Consider the following 1,191-nt stretch of genomic DNA (forward strand, 5'->3'; position numbering starts at 1 on the left):
GCGCCACCATAAGACTGTGGCAAGCCAAGGTTCGCACGGTGACAATGCGCGCAGTTGATGTCTAGGTAGCCTTTCGCTGCGATTGCGACATCTGCGTCGCTCATCGCAGACACGTCTGTCAGATCAGAAAACTCTGGCGCTTTCTCAATCGCATTAAAGTCCGCAGGCACACCAACAAGCTTACCGACATTCGACCAATGAGTGAGCTGGTTTTCGATCACATCGCCGTAATCATAGTCTTTGTTTAGATAACGCGCTTTTGGCCCAATTACTTTGGCGATAGGAGGCCGTTCTGGACCCGGATCGACAAGTGGCACGATATTATGACAGGCCGTACACTGCGTGACCGATGGAACTGCATATTCAATGTCCATCGCAGCACCTTCATGCGTCGTTGTTAGGTCAAGTTTGCCACCAGTAATCGCAAGACGGGCATCATTGGTTGGATTACCTTCGGTATCAAACCAGACATACGGACGGCCTACCCAGCCATCTGCACGATGAATCAAAAGACGCGTTTCGATAACACGCACCGCACCATCACGAAATGCGGTGTTCTCGGGCATTGCAAACGTTTTAACGATCACCGTACCCACAGGGAAATCCAAAGCTTCAGTTTGCGAATAGCTCGCCTGCTCGCCCTCAGGAATAAATACATAACGGTATTTACTCGAGTAATCGGTAAACAATGCCGTAGTCAAATCATAAGGCAATCCTCCAGAGTTAGGACCGCTTGTTGGATCTGTTGGATCGGCAAATAGATTGTAGTCCGAAAGGTTCGGACAATTCTCTGCAAGAAGTGCCTCCCACTTAACACCATCAGATGTGCCGGAGCATGAGGCTGTATCAGAACCGGTGTCGTCCTTCTTCACCGTATTCCCGTCGTCAATGACGATCTTACATGCCGTCGTAATGAAGGCGATCGCCAGAAACACCGGCAATCGGGTAACCATGCTGTTTAAAAATGCGTTTTTCATCAGTAACACCCCTTTAAGGTCTTATCAACGCGAACTTGTTTAGGAAAAAACAGGAGGCAGCTACGCTACCTCCTCGCACTGAAATGCCTTATAAAGAGCACGCGTACTCGTCGAGATCATCCGAGTTACAGCCAAACTCTTCGCCTCTGAAGACCACAGAAGAACCCGCTAGCCTAGGAAGAGAACAGTTCATATTTGCGTTTGCAGATAACAA

1 protein-coding gene is annotated in these 1,191 nt (G+C 49.0%); it reads right to left on the minus strand.

Annotated elements, in window-relative coordinates:
* The coding region (locus A3750_RS12910; RefSeq protein ID WP_068548345.1) for a hypothetical protein at positions 1-977 on the minus strand (977 nt) is incomplete at its 3' end.
* Positions 978-1,191: the final 214 nt, after the last annotated feature.

Source organism: Oleiphilus sp. HI0079 (assembly GCF_001635105.1).